Here is a 24,253-nt window from a genome sequence, read left to right as displayed (position 1 = left end):
GGCGGGCGTGGCGTGCACGCCCGCCGGGATCTGACGTGGAAGGGGTCAGAAGTGCATCTGCGCGCGCAGTTCGAAGATCTCCGGCGTGCTGTGCACGCCACGACGGCTGGCGTCGACCTTGACGTAGTTGGCCTGGAACTTGAAGTGGCTGGTCAGGTACCAGTTCGCACCCAGGGTGAGGTCGTGCTGGCGACCGCCGAGGATGCTGCCATCGTCGAGGTCCATGCGGCTGTAACGGGCCACCAGTTCCACCGCGCCGTAGTCGTGCGCCGGCTTGATGTTGGCCACGGCACCTGCGTTGTACGGACGCGATTCGCCGGTCAACACCCAGCTGGCCATCGCGTACTGGCCGCTGCCGGTGTAGTCGGGCTTGCCGTCATGGCGGGTGACCGTTGCGCGCAGGGCTTCGGCCTGCAGCGAGAACGGGCCGCGGATCCAGATGCCTTCCAGGCCGGTGCGGCGGATCTGGTCGGCGGTGACCAGCGCGCCGGAATCGACATAGCGGATGTCGGTCAGGCCGGCTTCCGGGCGTGCGCGCAGGCGTGCGCTGGCCTCGTGGTGCACGTCGCGGCCATCGCTGTAGCCACGCGGATTTTCCTGCGAGTAGGCCAGGCCCAGGTGGATTACATCACCCGGCGCCTTCACCGGGGTCCACACCGCACGCACGGCCTGGGTGGTGCCGGGATTGTCACCCTGCAGGTCCTTGCCGCCATAGGCGCCGGCCTGCAGCAGGTACTGCGGGCGCTCCAGCACCCATTCCACACCCGTGCGGCGGCCGGCGTAGAAGGCCTGCACGGGCAGTGCGGTTTCCAGGAAGCTGCCGGCGCGCGAAGACGTGTTCGCGTCCAGGCCAACCGGGGTCTTCATGTAGCCGAAGCGGAAGCGGCCGATGTCGCGGCCGAAGAAGGCCTTGCTTTCGAAGCGCACGAACACGTCCAGCCAGGTGTCGGACTGGAAGTCGTAGTAGACCATCGCGTCATAGACGCCCTTCTTCTTCAGCGTCGCACCGAATTCCTTGCGGCGCACGGCGTCGTCGTCCTCAAGACCGCTGCCCGAGGAAAAATCGTTGTAGTCGTAGGCGATGTTGGCGGTGGCGGCCAGCTCGGTGCCGTCGCCGAAGGTGTACTTGGTCGGCCAGTTGTCGAAATCGGCAGCCGAGGCGAAGGCGGGAAGGGCGGCCAGGGACAGGGCCAGCAAGGTGGGAATCGGGCGCATGTTGGGTGCGGCTCTCTCAGATTGCGTGTGGACAGGACAACAACGGCCGCGGGGGCCGAAACTTTCGCAATGACGCGCCCAGCTGTTCAGCCCGGGCCACCGGCCTCCCCGTGATCGGGCGGTGCGGCGCCAGTGTAGGCATCGCGGCCACCTGAACCGGGGGGCTAGTACCAATAGGTTATCTGCGCCAGCGTGCCCGGCGCGTACAAAGGCGTCCATTGGTCGCACCCCCTGCGCGTGCAGCACAGGGCCTGCGATCAGTTTCCACGGTAACGGTTCCCGTGCAGTCCCGGGGCCGTACGTGCCTGAAAACGCCCCTTCCGGAGTCCGCCATGCACATCCCGACCGCAGCACCGGTGCCTGCAAAGCCGTTGCCGATCTATCGCCAGCTGTACTTCCAGGTGATCGTGGCGATCGTCCTGGGCGCCATCCTCGGCCACTACGAACCGTTGATCGGCGAGAAGATGAAGCCGCTCGGCGATGCCTTCATCAACCTGGTGAAGATGATCATCGCGCCGGTGATCTTCCTGACCATCGTCACCGGCATCGCCGGCATGACCCACCTGCGCACGGTGGGCCGCGTGTTCGCCAAGGCGATGGCGTACTTCCTGTTCTTCTCCACGCTGGCACTGATCGTCGGCATGATCGTGGCGCACGTGGTGCAGCCCGGCGCCGGCATGAACATCAACCCGGCCGAGCTGGACCAGACCGCGGTGCACAGCTACGTCGAGAAGTCGCATGACCTGACACTGGTCGGCTTCCTGATGGACATCATCCCGAAGACGCTGCTCAGCGCGTTCGTCGATGGCAACATCCTGCAGGTACTGTTCGTGGCTGTGCTGTTCGGCATCGCGCTGGCATCGGTGGGCGAGAAGGGCAAGCCGATCGTGAACTTCCTGGAGGCGCTGGTCGCCCCGGTGTTCAAGCTGGTGCACATCCTGATGAAGGCTGCCCCGATCGGTGCCTTCGGCGCGATCGCCTTCACCATCGGCAAGTACGGCGTCGGCTCGCTGATCAACCTGGCCTGGCTGGTGGGCTCGTTCTACCTCACCGCGTTCCTGTTCGTGGCGGTGATCCTGGGCCTGGTCTGCCGCCTGTGTGGCTTCTCGGTGTTCAAGCTGGCGCGTTACCTGAAGGCCGAACTGCTGCTGGTGCTGGGCACCTCTTCGTCGGAGTCGGCGCTGCCGTCGCTGATGGAGAAGATGGAACGCGCCGGTTGCAGCAAGTCGGTGGTGGGCCTGGTGGTCCCGACCGGCTATTCGTTCAACCTGGACGGCACCAACATCTACATGACCCTGGCCGCGCTGTTCATCGCCCAGGCCACCAACACCGAACTGACCCTGGGCCACCAGATCGCCCTGCTGCTGGTCGCCATGCTCAGCTCCAAGGGTGCCGCTGGCGTTACCGGCGCCGGCTTCATCACCCTGGCCGCGACCCTGGCGGTGGTGCCGGAAGTGCCGGTGGCCGGCATGGCGCTGATCCTGGGCGTGGACCGCTTCATGAGCGAATGCCGCTCGCTGACCAACTTCATCGGCAATGCCGTGGCCACGGTAGTGGTCTCGCGCTGGGAGGGTGCGCTGGACCGCAACCGCCTGCAGCTGGCGCTGGATGGCCGCGAAAGCGAACTGCCGCCGCTGATCGATGCCGTGCCCGAGGCGCTGCCGGCCAGGGGCTGATCCAGGTGTGTGGTACCGCGGGGCCGATCACGACAGTGGTACGGCCCCGCGGCGTTTCAAGGCGTCCCATGGCTGTCATGGCAGACGCCGAAGCTGGTATCCCGGTACCGTCGCATACGGCACGGAATTGTGCGGTCGCAGCATGCCTGCGACAGGATAGCGACAGGTCCAGACGCTCCAACGGGGGTATCATCCCCTGTCCCTTCTGCCCATTCATGTAACCCACATCGATGTCCAACGAAGATTTCAAACAGGCCGCCCTCGATTACCACCGGATGTCCCCGCCGGGAAAGATCAAGGTTTCCGCTACCAAGCCCATGCTGACCCAGCGCGACCTGTCGCTGGCGTATTCGCCGGGCGTGGCGTACGCCTGTGAAGCGATCAAGGCCGACCCGCAGCAGGCCAGCGAGCTGACCGCCCGCGGCAACCTGGTGGCGGTGATCTCCAACGGCACCGCGGTGCTGGGCCTGGGCAACATCGGCGCGCTGGCCGGCAAGCCGGTGATGGAAGGCAAGGGCGTGCTGTTCCAGAAGTTCGCCGGCATCGATGTGTTCGACATCGAAGTGGATGAAACCGACCCGGACAAGCTGGTCGACATCATCGCCTCGCTGGAGCCGACCTTCGGTGGCATCAACCTGGAAGACATCAAGGCGCCGGAATGCTTCGTGGTCGAGCGCAAGCTCCGCGAGCGCATGAAGATTCCGGTGTTCCATGACGACCAGCACGGCACGGCGATCATCGTCGGCGCGGCCGTGCTCAACGCCATGGCGATCACCGGCAAGAAGATCGAGGAAGTGAAGCTGGCGACCACGGGCATGGGCGCAGCCGGCATTTCCTGCGTGAACATGCTGGTGCAGCTGGGCCTGAAGCCGGAGAACATCCTGGCCTTCGACCGCGAGGGCGTGATCCATACCGGCCGTACCGACCTGGACCCGGAAAAGCAGCGCTATGCGCGCGACACCGACAAGCGCACCCTGGCCGAGATCGTCGACGGCGCGGACATCTTCCTGGGCCTGTCGGCACCGGGCATCCTGACCGCCGACATGGTCAAGACCATGGCGCCGGATCCGGTGATCTTCGCGCTGGCCAACCCGACCCCGGAAATCATGCCGGAACTGGCGCGCGCCGCGCGTCCAGACGCGATCATCGGCACCGGCCGTTCGGACTACCCGAACCAGGTCAACAACGTGCTGTGCTTCCCGTACCTGTTCCGCGGTGCGCTGGACGTGGGCGCGACCGCGATCAACGAGGAAATGAAGATCGCCTGCGTGCGCGCCATCGCCGCGCTGGCCCGTCGTGCGGCCACCGACATGGGCTCGGCCTACGGCGGCGAGACCCCGAGCTTCGGCCGTGAATACCTGATTCCGCGCCCGTTCGACCGCCGCCTGCTGGTGGAGCTGTCGGCCGCCGTGGCCCAGGCCGCGATGGACTCGGGCGTGGCCTCGCGCCCGATCGACGACATGGGCGCCTACCGCGACAAGCTGGCCCAGTTCGTCTACCGCACCAGCCTGATGATGAAGCCGGTCTACGACCGCGCGCGCAGCGACAAGCAGCGCGTGGTGTACGCCGAAGGTGAAGAGGAAGTGGTGCTGCAGGCGGTGCAGAACGTGGTCGACGACGGCTTGGCGCACCCGATCCTGATCGGTCGTCCGGAAGTGATCGAATCACGCATCGAACGCCTCGGCCTGCGCCTGAAGATCGGCGAGAACGTTGAAGTCACCAACATCAACGACGACCCGCGCTTCAACGAATACTGGCAGTACTACCACGGCCTGACCGGTCGTCGTGGCGTGACCGTGGCCGCGGCGAAGAACCTGATGCGTTCGCGCCCGACCCTGATCGCGGCGGTGATGGTGGCCCGTGGCGAAGCCGATGCGATGCTGACCGGCATCGTCGGCCGCTTCCACAAGAAGCTGGGCTACGTGCGCAGCGTGCTGCCGCTGGAGCCGAAGGTCACCTCGACCTCGGCGATGACCGGCGTGATCAACCAGCAGGGCGTGTTCTTCTTCGTGGACACCCACGTGCAGGAAGACCCGACCGCCGAGCAGCTGTGCGAAGCGACCCTGCAGGCGGCCTACCGCATGAAGCTGTTCGGCATCGAGCCCAAGGTGGCGCTGCTGTCGCACTCCAACTTCGGCAGCCATGATTCGAAGGATGCGCTGAAGATGCGCCAGGTGCGCGAGCTGCTGCTCAAGCGCAACCCGCGTCTGAACGTGGACGGTGAAATGCAGGGCGACACCGCATGGGATGAAGCGCTGCGGCAGAAGCTGCTGCCGGGCTCGACCCTGCAGGGCCGTGCCAACCTGTTCGTGCTGCCGAACCTGGAAGCGGCCAACATCGCCTACAACCTGGTGCGCGTGTTCACCGACGGCGTGGCGATCGGCCCGATCCTGATGGGCGTGAACAAGCCGGTGCACATCCTGACCACCAGCGCGACCTCGCGCCGGATCCTGAACATGACCGCGATCGCCGCGGTTGATGCGCAGATCCGCAAGCAGCTGGAAGCGGAAAAGAAGGCATAAGCCTTCTTTCCCACTTCCACTGCCCACGCATTCTTCCTCTACCCCCGCCTTCGGCGCGCCCCTTCAACAAGAAGGGGCTGCTGGTCGGAAGAATGATGGCGCTGGCGCGGTTGGACGTCGGCGCAAATGAAAACACCGGGCATTGCCCGGTGTTTTCATTTGCCGAAACGGGCGCCGAACCTGCCACACACGCTACGCAACCCGGTCATTTCCCTGCAACGCCGTTGCGGCCCAATACGCCCACGCGGCCCGGCCGTGGGAAGGGACCGGACCGGCCTTCCCACCCTGGGCCCGACCACCTCCCCATCGGCGAAAGTGTCATGCGCAATCGAGTGACCCGGCGGTATTTCCAGCAGCTTTTCGCGCTGTACGCAGGTTTCGTGCAGTCGCGCTGAGGCAGCGATGCGGTAGCGCCGGGCAATGCCCGGCGAATGCGTGGTGCCTGGGCGTCAGTGCCGCTTGCCGCGGCGTGCCGGGGCAGGCGGTGGTGCATCCGAACGCGGCTTGGCGTACTGCACCCACAGCGCTGGTAGTGCCTTGCCGGTGTGCTTCTGCCACAGCGCAGGCGTATAGCGGCCATCACGCAGGGCCTTGTCCAGCGCCAGCACCAGGCCGGGATGCTCGCTCTCCGCCCACTTCAGGAAGGCGCCGGTCACCCGGTAGCCACTGTCGACGTTCTGCCCCTTCTCGACCTTGACGGGCAACGCCCAGCCGGCGGCGGCGTTGTCCATGCCATAGCGGTCGCGTGCGTAGTCGGCGATGCCTTCCACCAGCCAGCCCGGCACCCGCGCGTCGCCGTAGCCCGGATAGCCCTGCACGATGTGCATCGCCTCATGGGTGACCAGGTCGATGTCGTTCGGGTGCTGCGCCAGCCACCCCGGGTTGATGGTGATCGTCGCTGCCTGGTCCTTGTCGCCGACGAAGGCGATGCCGGTGTAGGCCGGATCGATCACGATGCGCACCCTCGACGGCGCCGCCGGATGGAAGTCCGCACGTTCGCGCAGATAGGCGAAGAAGAACGTATCGATCACCCGCTTGCGCTGCGGCGCGGCCAGCGCGCCACGCGCGTCCTGGTAGTTCAGTGTCACGCCGTCGCGGGTCAGCTGCGTATCGAACGCCTGGGTCTGGCCGAAACTGGAGAAGGACAGGGCAACAAGGGCCAAGGGCAGAAGACGGAAGCGCATGCCGCTCATTGTACGGTGCCGGCCGCCAGCAGTTCGATCTCCGCCAGCGGCAGCCGTGCCGGTGCCGCCAGGCGCAGGCGGTACTCGCTGTAACGACCGGGTTTGGCGATGCGGAACGGACGGGTCTGGCGGGCGGATTCGAAGTCTTCGCCGCTGCGCTGGTCGAGCACGGCCCAGCTGCCGCTGCCGTTGCGCGCTTCCAGCGTCCACTCACCGCCCTGGATGCGGCCGTCGCCGCTGGTCAGCGTGTACATCGTCGGAGTGCCCTCGGCCAGGCCGGTCAGCGCGATGGTTGCACCGCCGCCCAGGCCCACCGTCGTGCCGGCATCGTCATCGAGCAGCGCGGGCAGGGCACGGCCATCGGCCAGCGTCGCCTTGGCGCCGCTGCCGAGCAGGTCGTGCAGCAGCTGAGGTCGTTGGCCACGGGCGGTCAACGAGCGCGGCACATCATCCACGCCACTGCCCCAGCGCGAGGGACGGGGGGCCATCACGAAGTCGAGGGTCGCGCCCTTGGCGATCAGGTCGTGCGGCACCCAGGTCTTCGTCCACGGCGCACCGTTGATCTTCAGCGACTGCACGTAGACGTTCTCGCGCGAGTTGTTGGCCGCGTTCACGGTCAGCACCGCGCCACCCTGCAGCTCCACCCGTGCATGCTCGAATGCCGGCGAGCCGATCACGTATTCCGGGGCGCCCATGCGCAGCGGGTACAGGCCCAGCGAGGCCAGTACGTACCATGCCGAGGTCTCGCCATTGTCCTCATCGCCCGGGTAGCCCTGGCCGATCTCGCTGCCGACGTACAGCCGCGACAGGATCTCGCGCACATGCTGCTGGGTCTTCCACGGCTGCCCGGCGTACAGGTACATCCACGGGATGTGGTGCGCCGGCTGGTTGCTGTGCGCATACATGCCCATGCGCACGTCGCGTGCTTCGGTCATCTCATGGATGGTGCCGCCATAGGAACCGGCCAGTGCCGGGTCCGCGGTCTCCGGTGTGGCGAAGAAGGTATCCAGCTTCGCCGCCAGCTTCTCGCGGCCACCGTACAGCGCCGCCAAGCCCTCGCCATCGTGGGCGGCGGTGAACGCGAACGTCCAGCCATTGGATTCGGTGTAGTCGTGGCCCCACACGCGTGGGTCGTAGGCCTTGGCGTCCACGCGCCAGCGGCCATCTTCCCTGCGGCCCTGGAAGAAGCCTGCGTCCGGGTCGAACATCGTCGCGTAGCTGGCCGCGCGGTGGCGGAAGTAGTCGGCCTCGGTGCTGTAGCGCTCGCGTGCCGCCGGCGTGGCCGCGCGCTTGGCCAGGGCGTCGGCCATGTTGGCGATGCCGAAGTCATTGAGCGCGCCTTCCATCGTCCACGACATGCCTTCGTGCACGTCGGCGCTGGCATAGCCACGGAAGGTCGAGCGGTCCATGCCCTTGCGGCCGACATGGCGGTCAGGCGGGACCACGGTCGCGTTCTTCAGCGCGGCCGCGTAGGCCTCTGCCGGATCGAAGCCGCCGACGCCTTTCAGCCACGCATCTGCAAATGCCACGTCCGAGCTGGTACCGACCATCAGGTCGGCGTAACCCGGCGACGACCAGCGCGCGATCCAGCCGCCGGCGCGGTACTGCTCGATGAAGCCCTGCACCAGCTGGCCGGCATCGTCGGGCGTGAACAGCGCATAGGCCGGCCAGGTGGTGCGGAAGGTGTCCCAGAAGCCGTTGTTGACGAATACCTTGCCGTCGCGCACGGCGGCGTAGCTGCGGGTCGCGCTGCCCTCGGTGTTGTCATCGCTGGCGCTGGCCTGGTTGGCGTAGCGCCACTCCGGTGCGGCGGCGCTGCCCACGTTCTCATGGCCGGAATTCGGGTACAGGAACAGCCGGTACAGGCTGGAATACAGTGTGGTCTTCTGGTCGTCGCTGGCATCGCCGATGTCGAAGCGGGCCAGGCGTGCGTCCCATGCATCCTGCGCACGGCCGGACACGCTTTCCAGCGTGTCGGCCGCGTCGATTTCCAGTGCCAGGTTGTGCCGCGCCTGCTCCACCGAGATCAGCGAGGTGGCGATGCGCATGGTCACCCGCCGGTCGCTGCCCGCGTCGAACTTGATGTAACCGGTCGGGCGGCCGGTGTCGAGGCGCCCACTGCTGCGCCAGGGCTTGTCGAAGCGGGCCACCACGTACATGCGGCTGGCGCCGTTGGACAGGCCACTGCGCGTGTCGGTATAGCCGGACAGCGTCTGCGTGGCGGCGTCCAGAGTCAGGCCACCGCGTGCATCGACATTGTCGAACAGCAGGTTGGCGTCGCCGCCCTCGGGGAAGTCGAAGCGGAACAGCGCCGCATGATCGGTCGGCGCGATCGATGCTGCGACGCCGTTGTCGAAGCGCACATCGTAGCGGTAAGGGCGGGCGCTCTCGTGGCTGCGGTCGAACGACAAGGCACGCTTGCGGCGATCAGCCTCCGGCACGCCACGGCTGGCCGAGGGCATCACCTGGAAGGTCTGGCGGTCGCCCATCCACGGGCTGGGCTGATGGCTCAGCGCAAGTGCCTGCAGCTGCGGACGGTTCCGTGCGTCGTTCTGTTCGTTCCAGCGGTACAGCCAGTTCAGTGCGCCGGCATCGGTCACCGGGGTCCAGAAGTTGAAGCCGTGCGGCACCGCGGTGGCCGGGAAATTGTTGCCGCGCGAGAAGGTGCCGTTGGCCTGGGTGCCACGGGTGGTCAGCACCCAGTCGGAGACACGCGCTGGCTGCTGACGTGGCACTGTGTCCAAGCGAACGTCATCGATCCAGCCGGTGACCGGTGCACCGTCGGCACTGGCCACGTCCAGTTCGATCGCCATCACGCGGCGACCCTTCAGCGCGGGCACGTCGCCCAGCCGCACCGCCTTGCGCGCCCACTGCTGCGGATACAGCGTCTTTGACTTGCCCTGCGCGCGTGCGCCGAGAGCCACCCCATGCTGGTCACGCGCAGCGCCGGCCGAAACCCGGCTGCCATCGTCCAGCAGCAGGTCCAGTGACACATAGGTCGAGGCCACGGTGTCCTTGCCGACGATCTCCGGCAGCACCAGCCACGACAGGGTGGTATCGGCCTCGATGGCCATGTCCACCTTGAACAGCTCGCGCCGCGCCCTGCCGCCTTCGCTGCTGTAGCGCAGTGCATGCAGGCCGCTGTAGCCCGCATTGCGCTTGGCGGCGTAAGGCGCCGCAGGGCCGTTGCCGATCGTGACCTGCAGTGCACCCGCGGCCTGCGACGGGGCAGGTTCGCCGGGCTCGAACGAGGTCTGCAGTCCCTGTGCCAGCACCGGCATCGCGGTAGTCGCACAGGCCAGGGCCAGGGCGAGCGGAAGCAGGGCGCGGCGTGGATCGGACAGGGTCATGCAAGGGTCTCCCGGAAGGGCAGGCGGCGGGCAGAACCCGCATCGGCGGACACCACGGACAGCATCGCTCCGCCCGCCGGGATGGCAGTGGAAGAAGCGATGCCGGTCCGGTGGGGGCGGGCCATGCGATCGGGTCGGATTGGGGCAGGCCGGTTCACGACCTGGCCCGATCCTGCAACAGCCGTGGCAACCTGACAAGTGCCATTTAGTTCGATCCAAATGCGGGAAATATCGTTGTCGGCGGTTTCCCGGCGTGATCCTGCTGGTTCGGTCGGGAATTTCCACCGGCACTCCATCCCGAGGTGGCATGCAAGGTCGCAGGCAATCGGCCCGGTACGCGTAAAGACCCGTTGCGGCGCAATGTCGGGGCGGCCCAGATGCTAGAATCACAGGCCTCGCAACCCGTTCATCGACATCCGCCATGAGCCATACCGCCACTGCGCCCGCCAACGCCGAGAAGCGCTACACCGTGCACCGCAGCGATCTGCCGCTGAGCTGCCCGACCCCGGAAATGGCGCTGTGGAACTCGCATCCGCGCGTGTACCTGCCGATCGAAGACGAGCCCAATGGCGAAGCGCAGTGCCCGTACTGCGGCTCCGTGTTCGTGCTGGCCGACTAAGCGGCCGCCCCTTCGATGCGCCGATTGACCGTGGTGCAGTTGCTGCCGGCGCTGCACTCCGGCGGTGTCGAGCGCTCGACCCTGGAAATCGCTGCGGCCCTGGTCGCCGCCGGCCATCGTGCGCTGGTGGTCTCCGCCGGTGGCCGCCTGGTGCAGCCGTTGCTCGATAGCGGTGCCGAGCACCTCACCCTCGACATCGGCCGCAAATCGCTGCTGACCCTGCGCCACCTGCCGACCCTGCGCCGCCTGTTCGCCGAGGTTGGCGCGGACATCGTGCATGCCCGTTCGCGGCTGCCGGCCTGGCTGGGCCTGTACGCGATCCGTGCCATGCCCGCCGCACAGCGCCCGCACTGGGTGACCACCGTGCACGGATTGAATTCGCCCAGTCGCTACAGCGCGGTGATGACCAGCGGTGAACGCGTGATCTGCGTGTCCAACAGCGTGCGCGACTACGTGCAGCGGCACTATCCGACAGTTCCCGAAGCGCGGCTGCAGGTGATTCCGCGCGGCGTCGATGTCGCACAGTTTCCGCGCGTGGCCCGCGCCGACCGCCGGCCACGACTGGCGCTGGCAGCCGACTACCCGTGGCTGGCGCAGGTTGAGGGCCCGCTGCTGCTGTTGCCGGGGCGGGGCACCCGCCTGAAGGGCCATGCACATGCGCTGCAGCTGCTGGCCGATGTGCGCGCCGCGGGTGTGCCGGCGCAGCTGTGGATGCTGGGCACTGATGAACCCGGTCGCGAAGCCTACGTGGCCGACCTGCGCCGGCAGGCCGCTGCTTTGGGCGTCACCGACGCCGTGCAGATCAGCACGCCAACCGCGCGCATCGCCCAGGCATATGCGGCCAGCGATCTGGTGCTGCAGCTGTCGGACAAGCCCGAAGCATTCGGCCGTACTGTGGTCGAGGCGCTGTCGGTGGGCCGCCCGGTGCTGGGCTGGGATCATGGTGGCGTCGGCGAACTGCTGCGGCAGCTGCAGCCCGCTGGCGCGGTGCCGCTGGGCGATGCACGCGCGCTGGGTGAACGTGCGCTGGCCCTGCTGGCGCAGCCGCCGTCCTTGCCGACCCGCATCCCGTTTACCCTGCAGGCCATGCAGCGCGATACCCTCCGCCTCTATGCCGACCTCGCCGGCTGACCCCGCCTTCACCGTGCGCGACGACCGCGCCGGACGCTGGGCGCCCTGGTGGGTGCTGGCGTACGTGGCGATGTGGCCGTTGCCGGGCATCGCCGAAACCATTCTCGGTCTTGGCGCGGTCTACGCCGCCGCGCGCATGGTCATGCGCCGACTGCAGCGTCGTCCGCATCTGTTGAGCACGGCAGCCTGGGCGCTGACCTCGATCCTGTTCCTCGGCTATTGGCTGCCGCAGGCGTTCTCGGCGTTTGATGCGATCGATCCGACAGCGTCGTGGACGAAGGCGGCCGCCGGCCTGCGCTACCTGCCCTTCATGTGGCTGGTGGCGATCGCGGTGGCCACGCCCGAACGGAGGCGGCTGACCTTCGGTGGCCTGGCGCTGATCACCGGCGCATGGACCCTGGATGCGCTGGTGCAGGCGGTGGCCGGAACCAGCCCGTGGTTCTGGTCGCTTGAGCAGCTGAAGCTTGCGGTGAGTGGTCACGCGTTGTGCCCGGCCACTGAGGCGGCCGTGGTCGATCGCCTCAGTGGGGCACTCGGGCCGTGCAACCTGAAGTTCGGCCAGGTCCTGGCCAGTCTCTCACCGTTCCTGTTGTTGCCGCTGGCGCGTCGCTTTGGCAATCCGGGTTGGGTACTGGCCGCAGCGGCGCTGGGTTGCGTGCTGCTGCTGGCCGGCTCGCGCGCATCGTGGATCACCTTCGCGCTGGTGCTTGCCTACAGCGGCGTGCGCCAGTTCGGCTGGAAACGGTTGGTGCTGCTGGCGCTGGTTGCTGTCCTCGGCGCGGGCGCGCTGACCGCCAGCGTGCCGCAGCTGCGCGAACGCTTCGCGCGAACGGCGTTGGCCTGGGATGGAAGCGAGCGCGGTGTCGACGAGGCACTGTCAGGGCGTGCGCGGATCTGGGACGCCGCGGCCTGCATGATCGAGGAACATCCGCTCAATGGCGTCGGTGCACGCGGCTTCCGCGATGCCTATCCGGCCTGCGTGTCTGGCGACGAACCGGCGGTGTGGGGCGATGCCCCGGCGTTGCATGCCCATCAGATCGTGCTGGAAATCCTGGCGGAAACCGGCGTGCTCGGCCTGCTGCTGTGGTTGGCAGCCGTGGCCCAGGCCTGGCGGGCCTGGCGCTATGCACCGGTGGCCGCGCGTGAGCGGGCCCGCCCGGCGATGCTGGCGCTGGCGGTCACCGTGTTCCCGTTCAACACGCATCTGGCGTTCTATTCCGCGTTCTGGGGTGGCCTGACCGTGCTGCTGGCGGCGTTGTTCGCCGGCAGCCTGTTGGCCCGCGAATCGGATGAATCTCCGCCGATGCAGTAGTTGCCAACCTTGGTTGGCGCCTCGGGACCGGCCTCGGTTCATCGGCGTCAACCAAGGTTGGCGACTACCATGAGCACGCCGGACCTTCCACCGCATCCCGTTATTTGTAGAAATCGCTCCGCCCGCCCGGCTGGCGCTTGAAACGGCGGTGGATCCACAGGTACTGGTCCGGTGCCTCGCGCACCATCTCCTCGATGGCCTGGTTGACCCGCGTGGTATCGGCTTCCACATCCTCGCTGGGGAAGTTCTCCAGCGGTGCGCCGATCTTCAGGAAATACTTCCCGCCCTCGCGGCGGTGGAAGTATGGAATCACCGCGCAGCCGGTCATCCGCGCCAGCTGGTGGGTGGCGGTAATGGTGGATGCGGTATGGCCGAAGAAGGGCACGAACACGGTGTCCTTGCCGCGCATGTCCTGGTCCGGCGCATACCAGAGGAAGCCGCCCTTCTTCAGGTGGCGCACGGTCGCGCGGATGTCTTCATTGGCGAACATCGCCTTGGCATAGCGCAGGCGGCCGAACTTCACCGCCCACTCGTACACCGGGTTCTTGTGCTTGCGGTACATGCCTGAAAGATCGACGTAGTCGCACAGCAGGCGGCCGCACATCTCCAGGGTCATGAAGTGGCCGGACACCAGCAGCACGCCGCGGCCTTCGGCCTGCATCTGCCGCAGATGCTCCAGGCCTTCGATCTTCACCTGTGGGCGGATGCGGTCGATGCTGCCCCACCAGGCGCGGATGCACTCAAGCACGCCCACGCCCAGCGCGTCGAAGCTGTCGCGCACCAGGCGCTGGCGCCAGGCTTCGTCCTTCTCCGGGAAGCACAACTTCAGGTTGACCTCGGCGGCGCGACGACGGCTGCCGAGCAGGCGCCAGCTGATCCAGCCGACGCCACGGCCGAGCGCACGCTGCAGCATCCACGGCAGGCGGGCGATGGCGAAGGCGCCGAGCATGGCGGTGAACATCGGCCAGTTGCGGGGATCGCGCAGCGACGGGCGGATGGCGGTGGTGGCATCGGACATGGCGCCATTCTACCAACCCGGCTGCGTGTCTTTCCCGGGGGGCTCCCGTATCCTTGCCGCATGCGTAAAGACCCTGTCGAATGGATCCTGCGCGGCCTGTATTCGGCCGTGCTCTACATCCTGCTGCCGATCACCGTGTACCACCTGGTCTGGCGCGGTTTCCGGGTCCGTGAATACTTCCGGCGCTGGGATGAGCGCTATGCCTCGTATCCGCAGCCGACAGGCCAGCCGCGGGTCTGGCTGCACGCGGTCTCGGTGGGCGAGGTCAATGCCGCCGCGCCGCTGGTCAATGCCCTGCGCCAGCAGCGTCCGGACATCCGCTGGGTCATCACCACCATCACCCCGACCGGTTCGGAGCGCGTGCGCGCGCTGTGGGGCGATGCGCTGGACCACGTCTACCTGCCGTACGACGTACCGGGCAGCGTCAACCGCTTCCTCGGCCACTTCCAGCCCAGCCTGGCGCTGATCCTGGAAACCGAGCTGTGGCCGAACATGCTGTTCGGCTGCCGCGACCGCCGCATTCCGGTCTACATCCTCAACGCCCGCCTGTCAGCGCGTTCGCTGCGCGGTTACCGGGTGCTGGCGGCGCTGATCCGCCGTGCGCTGCGTACGGTTACCTGCGTGGCCGCGCAGTCGCAGGACGACGCCGAGCGCTTCGTGCAGCTGGGGGCTGCGCGGGAACAGGTGCAGGCGCTGGGCAACCTCAAGTTCGATATCGCCACGCCGGATGTGCAGGGCTTCGTCGAGCAGTTCCATGCCTGCGTGCCCGCCGGGCGCCCGGTGTGGATCGCGGCCAGTACCCACGATGGTGAGGAGCAGGCGGTGATCGACCTGCATCGGCGCCTGCGCCAGCAGCACCCCGACCTGTTGTTGCTGTGGGCACCGCGGCACCCCGAGCGCTTCCCGAAGGTGGAGGCGCTGGTGCGCGAGCAGGGCTGGAACGTGGCGACCCGTCGCGCGAAGCAATGGCCGGAGGCCGGCACGGATGTTTTCGTCATCGACACCCTGGGTGAGCTGATGCCGTTCTATGCCTGTGCACAGGTCGCCTTCGTCGGCGGCAGCCTGCAGCCGATCGGTGGCCACAATCTGCTGGAGCCGGCGGCGATGGGCACTGCCGCTGTGACCGGTCCGCACCTGCACAACTTCGCCGAGATCTCACGGCGCATGCGAGAGGCCGGTGCCTTGCTGATCGGCGAGGACGTGCAGGCGGTAGGTGACCTGCTGCAGCACCTGCTGGGCGACGCCCAGGCGCGCGAGGACATGGCCCGTGCCGGTTGCACGCTGGTCAGCAACGGCCGCGGTGCCCTGCAGCGCACGCTGGCGCTGGTCGCGCCACACCTGCCGCCCCCGCGCAGCTGAGCCGGGCAGCAACACCGCCAGGGCGGATGCTACGCGGACCGACTGACGTGATCGACTGCATCAATTCTGCTTAGCAGCCGGATTCCTGTCGCAGCAGGACCGGATGCGTGGCTGCGAACGTGTTTGTGGTCACATCGCGGTGCGCACAGTACGGATTCTGATACCGCCACTTGGCGCACGCTGCCAGCCTCCTGTCGACCGCGCTTGTGCGGATATAAAGGGGACTTGCGATGGACAGCGACAACAGCTGCGACCGGGATGCCTGCCTCGGCAGGGATCACGTCGCGACGGTGGCACTGACGCTGCTGCTGGGGGGCAGCGTGATCGCTCTGGTCGGTCAGCACACCGCCGCGCAGGCGGGACCGGCCATCGTACTGAGCCTGCTGGTGGCCGCGCTGGGCACCGTGCCCCTGCTGTGCTGTCTGCACGTCCTGAACCAGCAACTGTCCGTCGATGGCCTGCAGGGTCTGCTGCGCGCGGGATGGGGCAGGGTATCCGCCGGCCTGCTGGGTGGCATGTTGCTGCTGGAGCTGGTGGTGACCAGTGCCGGCGCGGCGCAATCCATGGCCAGTCATCTGCGCGTGTTCCTGCTCCGCTGCGGTATCGATGCCGGCAACGCGATGCCGGATCAGCTGGCGGCGGTCTTCGGCCTGCTTCTGCTGGGCGTGGTCGGGTTGCTGCCGCCACGTCGTTTGGTGTTGGTTGCCTGTGCGCTGCTGACGATGAAGATCGGCATCGGCCTGCTCCTGCTGGCCCTGGCGGCGCGTTACGTGCACTACGCACTTTGGATTCCATGGTTGCCGGAAGCAACGGCGCCTTATCGTTTCGGACTGGGTGGGGTGCTGGCGGCAAGCGTACCGCTGCTCGGTGTGTTCGCCAGTGTTGGCCTTGCACTGGGGTTTCCCGGCATGGGCCGGCAGGAGAGGGCACGACAGCCGCTGCTGCTGGCGGGCATGCTGCTGCTGGCGGGCATGCTGCTGCTGGCCATGCTGCTGCTCATCGTGCTGGCCGCGCTGCAGGCAGGCCTGGTGGAGTTCCCTGCATTGGCCAGTACGCGACCGTTGTCGGTGGCGCTGCAGCAGCACCAGCAGCTGCACTGGATGATGCCGTTGCTGCCATTGGCCGGTGCGGCAGGGTTGGCTGCGTTGCTGCTGGTCTTGATGAGGGTGGCCGTGCGCCTGGCGATGCAGCTGTGGCCTGCGGCCAGCCATGCAGCGCCAGGATTGCGGGCGCGACTGGCGTGCGCCGCTGTGGTGTTGTTGGCGGCGATGCTGGCGCTGGTGCTGCCCGTCGGTGCGCTGCCGGTGCTGCCTGGCCCGGCAACCCTGCTGGTGATGGCGGCCTTGTGCCTGGCCGTGCTTCGCGTGCACGCGTCACCCTCTCGCGTCTTGCCGGTGCTTGCGCCCGCGGCTGCGGCACTGTGCGTGTTGGCCGCCGTGGAGCGGATGCGCGTCTGGCCCGGCTGATCGCCGTGCAGCGCCCACAAAAAAGCCACCCTCGCGGGTGGCTTCTTCGTTGCCGGCAGGGCGACGACTCAGTGCGTGGTCGTTGCCGGGTTGCCGGCGTCCTGGGTCAGCAGGCGGTTCACGTCCTGCAGCTCGGCCACGTCCAGCGCACCCAGCGACTGGCTCAGCAGCAGACGGTTCTGCAGGAAGGTGTAGCGGGCCTGGGCGTAATCCAGCTGCGCCGAGAACAGGATGCGCTGGTTCTGGATCACGTCCAGCACGGTACGGGTACCGACTTCCAGGCCAACCTGCGACGCGTCGTAGGCACTCTGCGCCGAGACTACCGCAAGGCGGCGGGCCTCCACTTCGCTGATGCCCTGCACCAGGGTCTGGTAGGCATTGCGGGTGTTGCGGTCCAGGGCACGCTTCTGCTGCTCGTAGCCATCCTGGGCGATGTCACGCTGGGCCAGCGCCTGGCGCACGTTGGACTGGGTGGCACCGCCAGCGAAGATCGGCACGCTCAGGGTCAGGCCGATGCTGTTGGTGCGCGCGTCCGGCGACAGCGAGCCGGCGCCGGTGCTGTCACCCCAGGTCGCGGTCTTGCCCCAGCTGCCGCCCAGCGACAGGGTCGGGTAGTGGCCACCACGGGCGGCCTGCACACCAGCTTCGGCGGCACTGACCTTCAGTTCCTGCGCCTTCAGCGCCGGATTCTGGGTGGTGGCCTGGTGCACCAGCTCGTCGATGTTGCCGCGGTTGGCCGGCACTTCCGGGCGGAAGTCCGCCGGCAGGCCACGCAGGTTGACCACCGGCTGGCCGGTCAGTTCGGTCAGGGCCTGGTAGTTATCGGCCAGGGTGTTCTGCGCAACGATGGTGTTGGCGCGCGCCTGGTCGTACTGGGCGCGGGCTTCGTGCACGTCGGTGATCGGCGCCAGGCCCACTTCCAGGCGCTTGTCGGCGAAGTCGAACTGCTTCTTCGCGGCCGCTTCGTTGGTCTGTGCGGCGTTCAGCGATTCGATCGCCACCAGCACGTTGAAGTAGGCCGCCGAGGTGCGCACGATCAGGCTGTCGTTGGCCGAATCGAGGGTGAAGTCCGCCGCCTTGCTCAGCTCACGCTGCGAACGCAGGTTGTTGATCTGGGTCCAGTTGAACAGCGTCTGGCTGCCATCGATCGTGTAATTGCGGCGCTTGTTGGTGAACGAGCCGGAGTTGATGTCGGCGTTCGGCTCGCTGCGCGTGCGGTTCAGCGTGGCCTGGCCGTTGATCTGCGGCAGCAGGGCGGCGCGCGCCTGCACGGCGCCTTCCTTGTCGACCAGCCGGGTCGATTCGGCGGCGGACAGCTGCGGATCGCCGTTGCGCGCCATTTCGTAGACCTGCAGCAGGTCGGCGGCATGGGCGGACAACGGCAGCAGGGCAGTGGCCAGCGCAACAGCGAGGGATCGGCGGATCATTGCGGCTTCCTTGGACTCAGAGGTGGAACTGGGGTGCCGGGGCGGCACCGCGCAGGTAATCGATATCGGTCTCGAACAGGGACTCGGTGCTGCCGTCGGCCTTGACCAGCAGGGCCTCCATCGCCGGCGAGCGGCCGTGGATCACGAACAGGCGACCACCCGGACGCAGCCACGAGGCGAACTGTGACGGCACCACGTCGACCGCACCAGTGACACAGATCACGTCAAAGCGGCGTTCGGTCTGCCAGGACAGGGCGTCAGCCACGTCCACGCGGACGTTGGTGCCCAGGCCGGAAGCATCCAGGCGGGCACGCGCGGCGGCGGCCAGTTCCGGGTCGATCTCCAGGCTCAGCACGTCGCGCGCCAGCGCGCCGATGCAGGCGGCCAGGAAGCCGCTGCCGGTGCCGATTTCCAGCACTTCGTCACCCGGCTGCAGATCCAGTGCCTGCAGGGTACGGCCCTCGATGACCGGCTTCATCATCTTCTGGCCATGGCCGATCGGCAGTTCGACATCGGCGTAGGCCAGCGCCCGGTGTGCATCGGCGACAAAGGCCTCGCGCGGCAGGCGGGCCAGGACGTCGAGCACCTTGATGTCCAGCACGTCCCAGGGACGGATCTGCTGTTCCACCATCAGTTCGCGGGCGTGGGCGTAATCAATCGTCATGAGGTTCAAATCCAGCGCAGTGGGCCGGCCATTTTACCGGTGCCGGAGGCCGGCGGCGCGCCCAGAGCATCAGCTGCCGGGTGGCCGGGGTCGCAGTGCCGGAAGTCATCGCGACCTCCGGTTCGTTCAGTTTTGGTTATTCAGCCGTCCCGGCCCCTCGCGGCGCATAAGCGCGCAGGAAGAAGTCGATGCTGGCGGTCACATGGGCAAGAGGGTCGCACTCCACCGGTGACAGTGGCATGCCGCACATCATATGCATGTGCACTTCGCCCTTGACCAGGGTCAGGAACTGCTCGCCAGCCAGCGAATAGTCGGTGATGTCCAGTTCGCCGCGCTCGGCGCGTGCCCGCAGGAAGTCAGCCAGGGCCTCGCAGGTGCGCTCCGGGCCTGCCTTCCAGAACAGCTCGCGCAGGCGTTCATCGGTCTCCGGCGCCATCATCATGCGCTGGATCGAGATCGCCGCATCGGAGGTGATCAGCTCGAAGAAGGCCAGGCCGATGCCGATCAACTGGTCGCGCAGCGGGCCGTCCGCGTCGGCCACGAACAGGGCATCGGGCAGCATTTCAATGCACTTGGACTGCACGGCCTCGGAAAACAGGGTTTCCTTGTCGCCGAAGTGGCTGTACACGGTCAGCTTCGAGACGCCGGCCTGGGCGGCAATGGCGTCCATGCTCACGCCGGTATAGCCCTGTTCGATGAACAGTACCTTGGCTGCTTCAAGGATCGCCGCGCGCTTGCCCAGATCCTTGGGGCGCCCGGGTCCGGCGGCCTTGGCAGCAGGCTTGGCCGACGGCTTGCGGGAAGTGGAAGAACTCATCGCAACAATACTAGACCAAGCGGTTCGATATTTATACTATACCGGCCGGTTTATTAAATTGGGCCGGCAGTCGCGGCTCCCCCTTGTTGCAACCCTGCGTTTTCAGGACGTTGACCGATGAAGATCGTGCGCTGGATGGGCGGTATGGTGTGGGTGGCTGCGCTGGCAGCCTGTTCGGGACAGGAACAGGCGCCGCAGGCGGCCGTGCCGGTACTGGTGGTTCACCCCGGCGAACAGGCCGGGCAGGCGCCGGCGGCGTTCCCGGGCACGGTGCGTGCCCGGCAGGAAAGCCCGCTGTCGTTCCGCGTCGGTGGCAACCTGGTCAAGCGCCACGTCGATGCCGGGCAACGGGTGAAGAAGGGCGACGTGCTGGCCGAGCTGGATGCAGCCGACTTCGCATTGCAGGCCCGCGCTTCGCAGGCGCAGCTGGCCGCAGCTGAAGCCGACCTGGTGCGTGCCCGCGATGATCTCAAGCGCTACCAGGTACTGGCCGACCAGCAACTGGTCAGCCGTTCGCAGCTGGACCAGCAGTCCGCCGCCTTCAAAGCGGCGCAGGGCCAGGCCAACGCCGCCCGCGCCAACCTCGATGTGCTGCGCAACCAGGCCGACTACGCGCAGCTGCGCGCACCGGCTGACGGCGTGATCGCCAGCCGCGAGGCCGAGGCCGGGCAGGTGGTGTCCGCCGGACAGACCATCTTCAACCTGGCCGCCGACGGTGGCCGCGAAGTGCTGATCGACCTGCCCGAAGCCACCATCCGCGACTACGCGGTCGGCCAGCCGGTCGAGGTGGAGTTGTGGAACCGCCCGGGGCAGCGCCTGCCGGGCACGATCCGCGAGATTGCCGCCGCCGCCGATCCGCAGGCACGCACCTACGCGACGCGGGTCAGCCTGGCCGCCGATGCGCTGGCCGATGTCGAGCTGGGCCAGAGCGCGCGCGTCTACAGCAGCGCCGGCCGCCACGGCACCCTGCAGCTGCCGCTGGGCGCACTGCAGCGCGGCGCCAACGGTGCCGCCAGCGTGTGGGTGGTCGATCCGGCCAACAGCACGCTGAAGGCCGCCACCGTCACCACTGGTGCGTTTGGCAGCGAGGCGGTACCGGTGCTGTCCGGCGTGAACGCGGGTGACTGGGTGGTTGCCGCCGGTGGCCACCTGTTGCGGGCGGGCCAGCCGGTGATCGCCGTAGACCGGCAGAACCGCCCGGTGCTGAAGCCGGCCGCGCCGGCGGCAGCCGCCAAGGCCAAGGAGTAAGCCGGTGCGCCGCTTCAATCTCTCCGAGTGGGCGCTGGCCAACCGACCCCTGGTGTTGTTCGCGATGCTGGCGTTCGCGCTGATCGGCGCGTGGTCGTACAAGCATCTGGGCCAGTCCGAGGATCCACCGTTCACCTTCAAGGCGATGGTGGTGCGCACGCTGTGGCCGGGTGCCACCGCCGAACAGGTCTCGCGACAGGTGACCGAGCCGCTCGAGAAGGCGCTGATGAACACCGGCGAGTACGAGTTCATCTGCTCGTACTCGCGGCCGGGCGAGTCGCAGATCATCTTCATGGCGCGCGACAGCCTGCGGTCCAAGCAGATCCCCGACCTCTGGTACCAGGTGCGCAAGCGCGTGGGCGACATCCGCCCGACGCTGCCGCGCGAAATCGTCGGCCCGTTCTTCAACGATGAGTTCGGCGATACCTACGGCAACATCTATGCGTTGACCGGCAAGGGCTTCGACTATGCGGTGATGCGTGATTACGCCGACCGCATCCAGCTGGAACTGCAGCGCGTGCCCGACGTCGGCAAGATCGACCTGGTCGGCCTGCAGGACGAGAAGGTGTGGATCGAGCTGTCCAACACCCGTCTGGCGACGCTGGGCGTGTCGATGCAGCAGGTACAGCAGGCGCTGGCCGACCAGAATGCGGTGACCGGCACCAGCTTCTTCGAGACCGCCACCGATCGCGTGCAGCTGCGCGTGACCGGCCAGTTCAACGACATCGAAGCGATCCGCCAGTTCCCGATCCGCGCCGGTGACCGCACCGTGCACCTGGGCGACATCGCCGAGGTCAAGCGTGGCTTCGCCGATCCCGCGTCGCCGAAGATGCGCTTCATGGGTGAAGAGGCGATTGGGCTGGCGGTGGCGATGAAGGATGGCGGTGACATCCTCAAGCTCGGCGCCAACCTCGATGCCGAGTTCGAACGCCTGCAGAAGACCCTGCCGGCCGGTATGCAGCTGCGCAAAGTGTCCGACCAGCCGCAGTCGGTGGAAGAGTCGGTCGGCGAGTTCGTGCAGGTGCTGACCGAGGCGGTGGTGATCGTGCTGCTGGTCAGCTTCTTCTCGCTGGGCCTGCGCACCGGCCTGGTGGTGGGCGTGACCATCCCGCTGGTGCTGGCGATGACCTTCTTCGTCATGCACTACTTCGACATCGGCCTGCACAAGATCTCGCTGGGCGCGCTGGTGCTGGCGCTGGGCCTGCTGGTGGACGACGCGATCATCGCGGTGGAGATGATGGCCACCAAGATGGAGCAGGGCTACGACCGCCTGCGCGCGGCCAGCTTCGCCTGGGAGTCGACCGCGTTCCCGATGCTGACCGGTACCCTGATCACCGCGGCCGGCTTCCTGCCGATCGCTACGGCCGCCTCGAGCACCGGTGAGTACACCCGCTCGCTGTTCCAGGTGGTGACGATCGCGCTCGTGGTGTCGTGGATCGCGGCGGTGCTGTTCATCCCGTACCTGGGCGACAAGATGCTGCCGGACCTGTTCAATCCGCAGCCGCCGAAGCCGGGCAGCCTGTCCGCGCGCTGGCATGCCAAGCGCCAGCAGTGGGCCGACCGCTACCCCGCGCTGGCCAACCTGATCGCGCCGCCGCAGCACGGGCATGACCATGATCCGTACCAGCGCCCGTTCTATCGCAGCTTCCGTCGCTTCCTGGACACCTGCCTGCGCCGGCGCTGGTGGGTGATCGCCGCGACCATCGCGTTGTTTATCGGTTCGCTGATGCTGTTCCGCTTCGTGCCGCAGCAGTTCTTCCCGGATTCGACCCGGCCGGAACTGATGGTGGACATCGAGCTGGCCGAGGGTGCCTCGCTGCGCTCGACCCAGGCCCAGGCCGAGAAGCTGGAGAAGCTGCTGTCCAGCCGCGAGGGCATCGCCAACTATGTGTCCTACGTGGGCACCGGTTCGCCGCGCTTCTACCTGCCGCTGGACCAGCAGCTGCCAGCCACCAACTTCGCCCAGTTCGTGGTGCTGGCCAAGGACATCAAATCGCGCGAAAGCACCCGCGACTGGCTGCTGCATGAGGTGATCCCGAAGTTCCCGGACGTGCAGATGCGCGTGACCCGCCTGGAGAACGGCCCACCGGTCGGCTACCCGGTGCAGATGCGTATTTCCGGCGAGCACATCGAGAAGGTGCAGGCGATCGCACGCCAGGTCGAGGCCAAGGTGCGCGAGAACCCGCACGTGATGAACGTCAACCTGGACTGGAGTGAGCCGAGCAAGGTGGTGCGGCTGGTGATCGACCAGGAGCGTGCCCGCGCGCTGGGCGTGAGCAGTGCACAGGTCAGCCAGTTCCTGTCCAGTTCGCTGGCCGGGCAGTCGGTGAGCGTGTACCGCGAAGGCAACCGCCAGATCGAGATGCTGCTGCGCGGGCCGGCCGATGAGCGCAACCAGCTGGAGCTGCTGTCGAGCCTGTCGATGCCGACTGCCAACGGCGGCAGCATCACGCTGTCACAGGTGGCGACGATGGAGTACGGCTTCGAGGATGGCATCATCTGGCACCGCAACCGGTTGCCGACGGTGACCGTGCGTGCCGACATCAGCGATGGCATGCAGCCGCTGGACGTGGTGCACCAGATCCTGCCGACGCTGGACGGGATCCGCGCTGAACTGCCCAGTGGCTACCTGCTGGAAACCGGCGGTACGGTGGAGGATTCGGCCCGTGGCCAGAACTCGATCAAGGCCGGCATGCCGCTGTTCCTGGTGGTGGTGGCCACGCTGCTGATGCTGCAGCTGCGCAGCTTCTCGCGTGCGGCGATGGTGCTGGTAACCGCGCCGCTGGGCATCATCGGTGCGACGTTGTTCCTGCTGCTGTTCCGCGCGCCGTTCGGCTTCGTGGCGCTGCTGGGCACGATTGCACTGGCGGGCATGATCATGCGCAACTCGGTGATCCTGATCGACCAGATCCAGCAGGATATCGATGCCGGGCATGACCGCTGGCATTCGATCATCGATGCCACGGTGCGCCGTTTCCGCCCGATCGTGCTGACTGCGCTGGCGGCGGTGCTGGCGATGATTCCGCTGTCGCGCAGTGCGTTCTATGGCTCGATGGCGATCTCGATCATGGGTGGCCTGATCGTGGGCACGGTGCTGACCCTGGTGTTCCTGCCGGCGCTGTATGCGGCATGGTTCCGGGTGAAGCCGGACGAATCCGGGGCATAACGCCCCGGGTTCTACGGCCACCGCCTCTGGTAGGTGCCAACCTTGGTTGGCACTGCGGCTTGCATCCACGCATGGCGCG

Annotated in this window: 16 protein-coding genes; 9 read left to right on the top strand and 7 right to left on the bottom strand. The window is 67.3% G+C overall.

The annotated features are described in order from the left end of the window. Window positions 1-45 precede the first annotated feature (45 nt). Entirely contained in the window at window positions 46-1,215 is a 1,170-nt protein-coding gene (locus tag ACW5IY_RS18125; protein WP_049435327.1) for an OprO/OprP family phosphate-selective porin, read from the bottom strand. 332 nt (window positions 1,216-1,547) lie between these two features. On the opposite strand from ACW5IY_RS18125, the gene ACW5IY_RS18120 reads away from it, so the two are divergent. Both ACW5IY_RS18120 and ACW5IY_RS18115 read left to right on the top strand, forming a co-directional pair. Next, entirely contained in the window at window positions 1,548-2,891 is a 1,344-nt protein-coding gene (locus ACW5IY_RS18120; RefSeq protein WP_010480813.1) for a dicarboxylate/amino acid:cation symporter, read from the top strand. 230 nt (window positions 2,892-3,121) lie between these two features. Next, complete coding sequence (locus tag ACW5IY_RS18115) at window positions 3,122-5,413, top strand: NADP-dependent malic enzyme (protein ID WP_032129106.1); 2,292 nt, start codon at window positions 3,122-3,124, stop codon at window positions 5,411-5,413. 449 nt (window positions 5,414-5,862) lie between these two features. Here the strand turns inward: ACW5IY_RS18115 and ACW5IY_RS18110 are convergent, their stop codons facing one another. Both ACW5IY_RS18110 and ACW5IY_RS18105 read right to left on the bottom strand, forming a co-directional pair. Continuing rightward, entirely contained in the window at window positions 5,863-6,606 is a 744-nt protein-coding gene (locus ACW5IY_RS18110; RefSeq protein WP_049435326.1) for a basic secretory protein-like protein, read from the bottom strand. Further along, on the bottom strand, window positions 6,603-9,947 hold the full coding sequence (locus tag ACW5IY_RS18105) for a GH92 family glycosyl hydrolase (RefSeq protein WP_049435325.1): 3,345 nt from the start codon (window positions 9,945-9,947) through the stop codon (window positions 6,603-6,605). Before ACW5IY_RS18105 ends, ACW5IY_RS18110 begins: the two co-directional genes overlap by 4 nt. Before the next feature lie 421 nt (window positions 9,948-10,368). Here ACW5IY_RS18105 and ACW5IY_RS18100 point away from each other — a divergent pair, with 421 nt between their 5' ends. From ACW5IY_RS18100 to ACW5IY_RS18090, 3 genes are read left to right on the top strand one after another with little or no spacing between them, the layout of a single operon-like run. Further along, window positions 10,369-10,566 carry a zinc-finger domain-containing protein gene (locus tag ACW5IY_RS18100; RefSeq protein ID WP_005410967.1) on the top strand — a complete coding sequence of 66 codons (198 nt, stop codon included), beginning with the start codon at window positions 10,369-10,371 and terminating at the stop codon, window positions 10,564-10,566. Between the two features lie 15 nt (window positions 10,567-10,581). After that, a complete protein-coding gene (locus ACW5IY_RS18095; protein WP_049435323.1) occupies window positions 10,582-11,697 on the top strand; it encodes a glycosyltransferase in 1,116 nt (371 codons plus the stop codon). Beyond that, window positions 11,678-13,009: an O-antigen ligase family protein gene (locus ACW5IY_RS18090; RefSeq protein ID WP_049435322.1), complete on the top strand. Its 1,332-nt coding sequence runs from the start codon at window positions 11,678-11,680 to the stop codon at window positions 13,007-13,009. The genes ACW5IY_RS18095 and ACW5IY_RS18090 overlap by 20 nt, the downstream gene beginning before the upstream one ends. A 100-nt stretch (window positions 13,010-13,109) precedes the next feature. Here ACW5IY_RS18090 and ACW5IY_RS18085 read toward each other — a convergent pair whose 3' ends face one another. Further along, window positions 13,110-14,027 carry an LpxL/LpxP family Kdo(2)-lipid IV(A) lauroyl/palmitoleoyl acyltransferase gene (locus ACW5IY_RS18085; RefSeq protein ID WP_010480797.1) on the bottom strand — a complete coding sequence of 306 codons (918 nt, stop codon included), beginning with the start codon at window positions 14,025-14,027 and terminating at the stop codon, window positions 13,110-13,112. 60 nt (window positions 14,028-14,087) lie between these two features. Between ACW5IY_RS18085 and waaA the strand changes: the two genes are divergently transcribed. Both waaA and ACW5IY_RS18075 read left to right on the top strand, forming a co-directional pair. Next, the gene (waaA, locus tag ACW5IY_RS18080) at window positions 14,088-15,386 is read left to right on the top strand and encodes a lipid IV(A) 3-deoxy-D-manno-octulosonic acid transferase (protein ID WP_049435320.1); all 1,299 of its coding nucleotides are present in this window, start codon (window positions 14,088-14,090) and stop codon (window positions 15,384-15,386) included. Window positions 15,387-15,616: 230 nt separating this feature from the next. Beyond that, the gene (locus tag ACW5IY_RS18075; RefSeq protein ID WP_049435319.1) at window positions 15,617-16,852 is read left to right on the top strand and encodes a hypothetical protein; all 1,236 of its coding nucleotides are present in this window, start codon (window positions 15,617-15,619) and stop codon (window positions 16,850-16,852) included. A gap of 68 nt (window positions 16,853-16,920) precedes the next feature. Here the strand turns inward: ACW5IY_RS18075 and ACW5IY_RS18070 are convergent, their stop codons facing one another. The 3 genes from ACW5IY_RS18070 to ACW5IY_RS18060 all read right to left on the bottom strand — a co-directional run bounded on the left by ACW5IY_RS18070 (window position 16,921) and on the right by ACW5IY_RS18060 (window position 19,760). Continuing rightward, window positions 16,921-18,279: a TolC family outer membrane protein gene (locus tag ACW5IY_RS18070; RefSeq protein WP_010480790.1), complete on the bottom strand. Its 1,359-nt coding sequence runs from the start codon at window positions 18,277-18,279 to the stop codon at window positions 16,921-16,923. Window positions 18,280-18,295: 16 nt separating this feature from the next. Further along, on the bottom strand, window positions 18,296-18,943 hold the full coding sequence (locus ACW5IY_RS18065) for a protein-L-isoaspartate O-methyltransferase family protein (RefSeq protein WP_019338821.1): 648 nt from the start codon (window positions 18,941-18,943) through the stop codon (window positions 18,296-18,298). 136 nt (window positions 18,944-19,079) lie between these two features. Then, window positions 19,080-19,760, bottom strand: coding sequence for a TetR/AcrR family transcriptional regulator (locus tag ACW5IY_RS18060; protein WP_019338820.1), 681 nt, complete (start codon window positions 19,758-19,760; stop codon window positions 19,080-19,082). 117 nt (window positions 19,761-19,877) lie between these two features. Between ACW5IY_RS18060 and ACW5IY_RS18055 the strand changes: the two genes are divergently transcribed. Together ACW5IY_RS18055 and ACW5IY_RS18050 are read left to right on the top strand one after the other, a co-directional pair. After that, window positions 19,878-21,008 (top strand): efflux RND transporter periplasmic adaptor subunit, encoded by a 1,131-nt coding sequence (locus ACW5IY_RS18055; protein ID WP_049435317.1) that lies wholly within the window; start codon window positions 19,878-19,880, stop codon window positions 21,006-21,008. 4 nt (window positions 21,009-21,012) lie between these two features. Next, entirely contained in the window at window positions 21,013-24,174 is a 3,162-nt protein-coding gene (locus ACW5IY_RS18050; protein ID WP_457326807.1) for an efflux RND transporter permease subunit, read from the top strand. The last annotated feature ends 79 nt before the right edge of the window (window positions 24,175-24,253 follow it).

It is taken from the genome of Stenotrophomonas sp. C-A (assembly GCF_054030835.1).
The sequence above is the reverse complement of the archived record's forward strand: the minus strand, read 5'-3'. Positions and strand labels throughout refer to the sequence as shown.